Source organism: Variovorax sp. FW305-3-2-15-B-LB1, assembly GCF_058787635.1.
This window is the reverse complement of sequence record NZ_JBYSZY010000001.1, coordinates 73346-81216: the sequence shown is the minus strand read 5'-3', so window position 1 is coordinate 81216 and position 7871 is coordinate 73346. Positions and strand designations below refer to the sequence as shown.

Here is a 7871-nt window from a genome sequence, read left to right as displayed (position 1 = left end):
GCGACGCACCATGTCGCACGCCTGCCTGCTGCCCCGCGGCGATGCCGTGGGGACCGCCCCTGCGCCACCGGACGTCCAGCAACTGCTGGTGGCGCACTACGCGCAGCTGCACCGGCGGCTGTCGCTGCACCTGGGGTGTGCCGACGCTGCCACCGAAAGCCTGCACGATGCCTGGCTGCGCCTGGGCGAGGCCGCCTTCACGGGCACCTTGCACAACCCCGTGGCCTACATCTTCCGCGTGGCGTGCAATGCCGCCATGGACCGCCTGCGCGCCGAGCGCCCCTGGCAGTACGCCGGCGAGGCGGACGACACGCTGGCCCAGGTGGCCGATCACGCACCGGGGCCCGAGCTGATCGCCGAGGCGCGCTCCGACCTGAAGGCGGTCGAACGCGCGATGCAGGGGCTGCCGCACCGCCATCAGGACATCTTTGTGGCCTTGCGCGTGCACGAGCTGACGCGGCACGAGGTGGCGGTGCGGCACGGGCTGTCGCTGCGGCGGGTGGATTCCACGCTGCGCCAGGCGCTGCAGCGCCTCCCGACCGGTCGCCGCTCGGACATGCATGCCTGAGCCGTTGCTTTTGTATGCAATGTTTGCAAATGAAAACTAAAGGCCTATGATGAATTCATCATGGACTCCGCCCGACTCGACCTCCACGTGCCAGGTGGCTGGACGGGATGGTTCGAACTCACGCGCACCCCGAAGGGCACCTACGCCGGCATCGCGGCGTTGAGCCTGGACGGCATTCCGCGCTGCGCGCTGGTCATCACCCAGCAGTTGTCGTGGGACTCGGCCGTGGCGCGCGCGAACGTGCGCGCGGAGCACTTCGTGCGGCAGTGGTCCGAGCGCGCGCACTGACGAAGGCATTGGCTGCGCGCTCGCGCCGCGCGTGGTAGAAACCGCCACCCGTGGGCGCGGTCGTGCACCGCGCCGCGCGGCAGCGGCGTTTTTTCTCCTTCGCTCCCGTGCCCTTGCCCTCCCTCTTTTCTGTCGTTCATGCGCAAACTGTCCCCCCGGGCTGACGTGCCGCACGCCCGGTGGTTCGCCTGGCTGCTGTGCAGCCTGGCGATGCTCGTGCTCGCCGGTTGCGCCGGCCTGCCGACCGAGGTGGTGCGCAAGCCCTCGAGTGCCATCACCGACGGCGCGGACACCGCGCTGGGCCGCCTCGTGCAGGCCGCCGCGCCGCCGGGCGAGCCGCTCAGCGGCTTTCGCCTGCTGCCGATGCCGCAGTTCTCGCTGCATGCCCGCATCGAGCTGGCGCGCCGCGCGCAGCGCTCCATCGACGTGCAGTACTACCTCGTGCAGAACGACGAGACCGGCCGCTACCTGCTACGCACGCTGCGCGACGCGGCCGATCGCGGCGTGCGCGTGCGCCTGCTGGTGGACGACCTGTACACCGCGGGCGCCGACCCGCTGTTCACCAGCTTTGCCTCGCACCCGAACGTCGAGGTGCGCCTGTTCAACCCGTTCCCGGCCGGGCGTTCGCGCTTCGGCACGCGCTGGGCCTGGTCGATCCTGGACTTCGACCGCGTGCACCGCCGCATGCACAACAAGCTGTTCGTGGTCGACAACACGATGGCGGTCATGGGCGGGCGCAACATCGCCAACGAATACTTCCTGCGCGACGGCGGCTCCAACTTCATCGACATCGACACGCTGGTGGCCGGCGCCGTGGTGCCCCGGCTGTCCTCGCTGTTCGACATGTACTGGAACAGCCTGTACGTGTACCCCATCGAGTCGCTGGTGCCGCGCGGCGGCGAGTCGGCGCAGGCGCTGCGCGAGCGCTTCGACCGGCTCACCACGGGCCCCGAGACGCTGCACCCCGAAGAGCCCGAATCGACCGACCTGCTGGGCCACAACCCGCTGGCCAAGGACCTCAACGCCGGCAAGCTCGCGCTGAGCTGGGCGCGCGCCGAGGCGTACGCCGACGCGCCCGCCAAGGCGCTGGCGCCCACCGACGAAGGGCGCGGGTTGCCGGCCGACCAGGCCGCCGACAGCGTGCTCTACAACGTGCAGCGCTACCTGCGCGGCGCGCAGCACGGGGTGCTGCTGACCACGCCCTACCTGATCCCCGGGCGCGGCGGCATGGAGACGATGCAGATCGTGCGCGGCAACGGCGTGGGCTACACCATCGTCACCAATTCGCTGGCGGCCACCGACGAGTCGCTGGTGCACATCGGCTACCGGCGCTATCGCGCGCAGATGCTGCGCCTGGGCGTGGAGTTGTACGAGCTGAGCCCCAAGCGCGTGGAGCAGACGAAGCGCTTCGGCATCTACGGCTCGGCCAGCGGGCGGCTGCACGGCAAGTCGGCCGTGATCGACGGGCAGGTGGTGTTCGTCGGCTCGATGAACTTCGATCCGCGCTCGGCGCTGCACAACACGGAGATCGGCCTGTTCATCTTCAGTCCGCAGATCGCGCAGCAGCTCACCAGCCTGATCGGTTTCATGCGGCTGGACGGTGCCTACCAGCTGCAGCTGGGGCCGCGCGGCGGCATCGAGTGGGTGAGCCCAGCGTCGGGCGACGGGGCGGACACCATCCTGCACACCGAGCCCGAGACCCATTTCTGGGCCCGCTGGCGGCTGGAGCTGCTGGCGCCCCTGGTGCCCGAAAGCCTGCTGTAACGGCTTTTACGTTTACTGCTGCAAACGGCCGTTGAGGTACGGCTCGGGATCGACGGCGGTGCCGTTCTTGCGGATCTCGAAATGCAGCTTCACGCGGTCGGATTCGCTGTTGCCCATTTCGGCGATCTTCTGGCCCTGGCGCACCACGGCGCCTTCCTTCACGAGGATGGTCTTCGCGTGGGCGTAGGCCGTGAGGAAGGTTTCGTTGTGTTTCACGATGACCATGTTGCCGTAGGAGCGCAGTTCGCCGCCCACGTACACCACGCGGCCGTCGGCCGAGGCCACGATGGGGTCGCCCAGGTTGCCCGCGATGTCCAGGCCCTTGTTGCGCACGCCGTCGAAGCGGCCCACGGTGGTGCCGGCGGCGGGGCGGATGAAGAGCGCCTGGCGCGGTGGCGGCGGCGTGGCGCCTGGAACAGGCTGCTGCGGCGGCGTGGGGCCGGGCGTGGTGCAGGCGGCAATGCCCCCAGCCACGAGCAGCGTGGCGGCGGTTCGGAAAACAAAAGTCTGAAGGTGCATGACGCTGTTGGAACGGATTCGTTGCGGAGGGTTCCGTCGAAGGCTGACATCTCGGTGTCGGCCGCTCGGACGATGCTAGCAAACTCGCATCGCCGAGCCCTTCAGCAGCCCCTTCACTTGAGCGGAATCGGCGTGCCGCGATCGACCGGCACGGCCGTGATGCTGTTCTTGGGCGAGCCGTCGATCAGCAGGTCGGAGTAGGTCAGGTAGACCAGCGTGTTGCGCTTGGGATCGACCATGCGCACCACGCGCAGGCGCTTGAAGAGCACCGACAGGCGTTCGCTGTAGACCTCTTCGCGCTTGGGCAGCGGCTGCGTGATGCTGACCGGGCCGACCTGGCGGCAGGCGATGGAGGCCTCGGCCTTGTCCTCGGCCACGCCGAAGGCGCCGGCGATGCCGCCGGTTCGCGCGCGCGAGACATAGCAGGTGACGCCGCTCACCTTGGGGTCGTCGTAGGCTTCGACCACGATCTTGTGGTCGGGGCCGATGAGCTTGAAGGCCGTGTCGACCTCGCCGACCGTGTCGGCCTTGGCCGCCGAAGCCGCGAGTGCGAAGCCGAGGCTGGCGCCACAGAGGAGGGTGGCGCGCAGGGTCTTGAGCATGGGGAAATTTTTCAAACGATGCTGAGTTCGTGGACGCGGTCGAAGCTGCCGCGCTTGCGGTCTTCGAAGTAATGTTCGAGCGCCTGGCGCACGGTGCGAAAGGCGATCTCGTCCCAGGGAATCTCGTCCTCGGTGAACAGGCGCGCCTCGATCGTCTCGTGACCCGGGTCGAAGCGGTCGTCGAGCAGGCGGGCGCGGTAGAACATGTGGACCTGGCCCACGCGCACCACGCTGATCACGGCGAACAGGCCCTCGATCTCGAAGTTCGCGCCGGCCTCCTCGTCGGTCTCGCGGGCCGCGCCCTCGGCGGTGGTTTCCTCGAGCTCCATGAAGCCCGCGGGCAGCGTCCACTTGCCCCAGCGCGGCTCGATGTTGCGCTTGCACAGCAGCACCTTGTCGCCCAGCACGGGGATGGTGCCCACCACGTTCAGCGGGTTCTCGTAATGGATCGTGTGGCAGGCCGGGCACACCGCGCGCTGCTTGGTGTCGCCGTCGTCCGGCACGCGGTAGACCACCGCCGTGCCGCAGTTCTTGCAATGCTTGATGGGTACGCGAAGGAGCATGAAGCGGGACCGCGCGGGCGTCAGACGATCTTGACGGTCAGCGCGGGCAAGCCTGCGACCTGGCCCACCAGCGTGTCGCCGGCCACCACGGCCGCGACGCCCTCGGGCGTGCCCGTGAAGATCAGGTCGCCGGGCTGCAGTTCCCAGGCCGCCGACAGGTGCTCGATGGTCTCGGCCACGTTCCAGATCAGCTTGCTCACGGTGCTGCGCTGGCGGTCTTCGCCATTCACCTGCAGCGAGATCTCGGCCTGCTCGGCGTTGCCGGCCTGCGCCACGGGCACGATCGGGCCGATGGGCGCGCTCTGCTCGAAGCTCTTGCCGATGTCCCAGGGGCGGCCCTGCTTCTTCATGTCGTTCTGCAGGTCGCGGCGCGTCATGTCCAGGCCCACGGCGTAGCCGTAGATGTGCTTGTGCGCGTCGGCCGCCTGGATGTTCTTGCCGCCGGTGCCGATGGCTACCACGAGCTCGATCTCGTGGTGCAGGTTCTTCGTGAGCGTGGGGTAGGCCATGGTGCCGGTCTGGCCCGCATCGACCGTCACCAGCGCATCGGCCGGCTTCATGAAGAAGAAGGGCGGCTCGCGGCCGGTGAAACCCATTTCCTTGGCGTGATCTTCGTAGTTGCGGCCCACGCAGTAGATGCGGTGCACCGGGAAGCGTGCGGGCTGACCGGCCACCGGCACCGAAACGGTGGCCGGCGGGGCGAAAACAAACTCGGAAGCCATGGGAAGGTGTCCTTTTTCAGCGAAGCGGGAGGGGAGACCGGCAGTGTGCCAGAGGCGGCACGGGCTTGCCGGCACGCCGGACTCGGGATTTTGCGGCGGCCCACAATAGGCGTTTCTGCGCGTTTCCCCGACCCCTTTCCCGACCTCTTCTCTCTCTCTCTCGCTCCACCATGCCCATCCGACTCGGCAAAGCCGGCAAGGCCACCGCCTTCAACGAACTCGGTCGCGAACGCGACGAGGCCGGCGATCAGGACGGCGCCCTGGCCGCCTATGCGCAGGCCAGCGCCATCCATCCGTACTGGTCGGCGCCCTGGTACAACGCCGGGCTCATCCACAAGTACCGCGGCGACTGGGCCGCGTCGTTGCAGGCCAACGCCCGCGCCGTGCAGTGCGAGCCGGGCAACGAGGGCGCGCTGTGGAACCTGGGCATCGCGGCCACCGCGCTGGGCGACTGGCCCACGGCGCGGCGCGCATGGCGCCAGTACGGCATCGGCATCCCGGACGGCGAAGGGCCGGTCGACTATTTCGTCGGCCTCACGCCCATCCGCGTGCACGGCGACGAGGCCAGCGAGGTGGTCTGGGCCGACCGCATCGACCCGGCGCGCGCCATCCTGCGCAACGTGCCGACGCCCGCCAGCGGCCACCGCTACGGCGACCTGGTGCTGCACGACGGCGCCGCCAACGGCTACCGCCGCCGCGGCGAGCGCGAGGTGCCGGTGTTCGACGCGCTCGCGCTGATCGCGCCGTCGGACCACGCGACCTACGAAGTCTTCGTCGAAGAGGTGCAGGCCGAGGCGATCGATGCGCTGGTGCGCCGCTTCGAGGAAGCGGGCCTCAGCGCCGAGAACTGGACCAGCAGCATGCAGGTGCTGTGCAAGGCCTGCTCCGAAGGTCGCCCCGACGACCAGCACAACCACGCGCCCGGCGAACCACCCGCAGCCGAGGGCCCGTGGCACCTGGGCATCGCCGCGCGCGAAGAAGCCGCGGCGCGCGGCCTGCTCGATGCGTGGCAGCAAGACAACCCCGAAGCCCGGCTGCGCGATTTCCGCTGCGCGCTCCCGGCCACACCACGCTCCTGAGAGGGCGCTATCCTCGAGAAATCATGAAGCTGCATAACTATTTCCGCTCCTCCGCCTCGTTCCGCGTGCGCATCGCCCTTCAGCTGAAGGGCCTGGACTACGACTACGTGCCCGTGCACATCGCGCGTGGCGAACACCGCACCGGCCCGTACTCGGCGATCTCGGCCGACATGCTCGTGCCGCTGCTCGAGGACGAGGGCGAGCGCTTCTCGCAGTCGATGGCCATCATCGAATACCTGGACGAAACGCACCCCGAGCCGGCGCTGCTGCCCAGCGACCCGGTGGGCCGCGCCCACGTGCGCGCGCTGGCGCAGTCGATCGCCTGCGAGATCCATCCGCTGAACAACCTGCGCGTGCTCAAGTACCTCGTGAAGGAACTGAAGGTCGACGACGAAGCCAAGAACACCTGGTACCGCCACTGGGTGCGCGACGGCCTGCTGTCGTTCGAGCGCCAGCTCGCGCAGCACCCGGGCGGCACCTACTGCTGGGGCGACACGCCCACCATCGCCGACTGCTGCCTCGTGCCGCAGATCTTCAACGGCCGCCGCTTCGACTGCGACTTCAGCGGCCTGCCGCGCACCATGGCCGCCTTCGACGCCTGCATGAAGCTCGACGCCTTCCAGCGCGCGCAGCCCTCGCAGTCGCCCGACGCGGAACCCTGAGCCGGCACGGCGCGATGAATCCGCAATGGCTGGTGCCCGAGTGGCCCGCGCCGCCGAACGTGCGCGCGCTGTGCACCACGCGCGACGGCGGGGTGTCGACCGGGCGCTATGAGAGCCTGAACCTCGGCGACCACGTGGCCGACGATGCCGCGCATGTCGCCGAGAACCGCCGGCGATTGCAGCAATCGATTGGCACGCGGCCGGTGTTCCTGCAGCAGGTGCATGGCACGGGGCTCGTGTCGCTCGACGAGGCCGTGCACGACGGCACCGTCGCCGATGCCTGCACGGCCGCGACCTCCGCGCGCGCCTGCACGGTCATGGTGGCCGACTGCCTGCCCGTGCTCTTCACCGACGAACGCGGTCATCGCGTGGCCGCCGCGCATGCGGGCTGGCGCGGGCTGGCCGGCGGCGTGCTCGAGCAGACCGTGCGCGCCTTCGCGCAGGATGAAGGCGCGCCGCGCCTGATGGCCTGGCTCGGCCCCTGCATCGGCCCGAAGGCCTTCGAGGTGGGGGCGGAGGTCAAGGCCGCCTTCGAGGCGCAGTCGCCCGAGGCGGTGTCGTGCTTCACGCCCGCGGCGGCCGAAGGCAAGTGGCTGGCCGACCTGCCTGCGCTGGCGCGGCTGCGGCTGCGTGCGGTGGGTGTCGAGTCGCTCTATGGCAACGACAGCGGCGATGCGTGGTGCACCGTCGCACAGCCGTCACGGTTCTTTTCGCACCGGCGCGACGGCGTCAGCGGGCGCTTCGCCGCGCTGGTCTGGAAGGTCTGAAGCCGCAGCCTCCGCGGCCGCGCGACGGGCGGCTTCCTGGGCCTGCGCCTCGCGTTCCTTGATCGCCCGCCGGCGCGCCGGCGTGGCCATCAGGTAGATCACCAGCGCCACCGGCGCGAGGCCGTAAAGAAGAAATGTGAAGATGGCGCCCAGCACCGTGCCCGTGGTGTTGGTGGCCTCGGCCACCGCCATCATCACGGCCACATAGAGCCAGCCGATCACGATCAAATGGATGAACACAGGCGCAGACGTTTTGTTTCAAGGGATTAGTGAAAGCGCGGCGTTGTGAGTGCCTTGCGAATGCAGCATACTCAAAACACGCAAGCCATCCGTTCGT

Annotated in this window: 11 protein-coding genes; 6 read left to right on the top strand and 5 right to left on the bottom strand. The window is 69.1% G+C overall.

Annotation, left to right across the window (positions count from 1 at the left end; all coding sequences use genetic code 11):
* Positions 1-10 precede the first annotated feature (10 nt).
* The 3 genes from AC3WQR_RS00440 (at position 11) to AC3WQR_RS00430 (ending at position 2620) form a co-directional block, all read left to right on the top strand.
* Positions 11-568: an RNA polymerase sigma factor gene (locus tag AC3WQR_RS00440; RefSeq protein WP_492740869.1), complete on the top strand. Its 558-nt coding sequence runs from the start codon at positions 11-13 to the stop codon at positions 566-568.
* A 60-nt stretch (positions 569-628) separates the two neighbouring features.
* Entirely contained in the window at positions 629-856 is a 228-nt protein-coding gene (locus AC3WQR_RS00435) for a hypothetical protein (RefSeq protein WP_070061133.1), read from the top strand.
* A gap of 138 nt (positions 857-994) precedes the next feature.
* Positions 995-2620: a phospholipase D family protein gene (locus tag AC3WQR_RS00430; protein WP_492740868.1), complete on the top strand. Its 1626-nt coding sequence runs from the start codon at positions 995-997 to the stop codon at positions 2618-2620.
* Positions 2621-2632: 12 nt separating this feature from the next.
* Here AC3WQR_RS00430 and AC3WQR_RS00425 read toward each other — a convergent pair whose 3' ends face one another.
* The 4 genes from AC3WQR_RS00425 to AC3WQR_RS00410 form a co-directional block, all read right to left on the bottom strand.
* Positions 2633-3139 (bottom strand): murein hydrolase activator EnvC family protein, encoded by a 507-nt coding sequence (locus tag AC3WQR_RS00425; protein WP_062480281.1) that lies wholly within the window; start codon positions 3137-3139, stop codon positions 2633-2635.
* A gap of 113 nt (positions 3140-3252) precedes the next feature.
* On the bottom strand, positions 3253-3741 hold the full coding sequence (locus tag AC3WQR_RS00420; protein WP_492684139.1) for a CreA family protein: 489 nt from the start codon (positions 3739-3741) through the stop codon (positions 3253-3255).
* An 11-nt stretch (positions 3742-3752) separates the two neighbouring features.
* Positions 3753-4304 (bottom strand): NUDIX hydrolase, encoded by a 552-nt coding sequence (locus AC3WQR_RS00415; RefSeq protein ID WP_062480276.1) that lies wholly within the window; start codon positions 4302-4304, stop codon positions 3753-3755.
* 20 nt (positions 4305-4324) lie between these two features.
* Positions 4325-5026, bottom strand: coding sequence for a fumarylacetoacetate hydrolase family protein (locus AC3WQR_RS00410; protein ID WP_159271432.1), 702 nt, complete (start codon positions 5024-5026; stop codon positions 4325-4327).
* A gap of 170 nt (positions 5027-5196) precedes the next feature.
* Between AC3WQR_RS00410 and AC3WQR_RS00405 the strand changes: the two genes are divergently transcribed.
* The 3 genes from AC3WQR_RS00405 to pgeF are packed head-to-tail and all read left to right on the top strand — an operon-like array spanning position 5197 to position 7534.
* Positions 5197-6105 carry a tetratricopeptide repeat protein gene (locus AC3WQR_RS00405; RefSeq protein ID WP_095745809.1) on the top strand — a complete coding sequence of 303 codons (909 nt, stop codon included), beginning with the start codon at positions 5197-5199 and terminating at the stop codon, positions 6103-6105.
* A 23-nt stretch (positions 6106-6128) separates the two neighbouring features.
* Positions 6129-6767, top strand: a complete 639-nt coding sequence (gene maiA, locus AC3WQR_RS00400; RefSeq protein WP_070061130.1) for a maleylacetoacetate isomerase — start codon at positions 6129-6131, stop codon at positions 6765-6767.
* Between the two features lie 14 nt (positions 6768-6781).
* The gene (gene pgeF, locus AC3WQR_RS00395; protein WP_492740867.1) at positions 6782-7534 is read left to right on the top strand and encodes a peptidoglycan editing factor PgeF; all 753 of its coding nucleotides are present in this window, start codon (positions 6782-6784) and stop codon (positions 7532-7534) included.
* Here the strand turns inward: pgeF and AC3WQR_RS00390 are convergent.
* Positions 7466-7774: a hypothetical protein gene (locus tag AC3WQR_RS00390; protein ID WP_095745806.1), complete on the bottom strand. Its 309-nt coding sequence runs from the start codon at positions 7772-7774 to the stop codon at positions 7466-7468. The two genes, pgeF and AC3WQR_RS00390, sit on opposite strands and share 69 nt — an antisense overlap.
* Between the last annotated feature and the right edge of the window lie 97 nt (positions 7775-7871).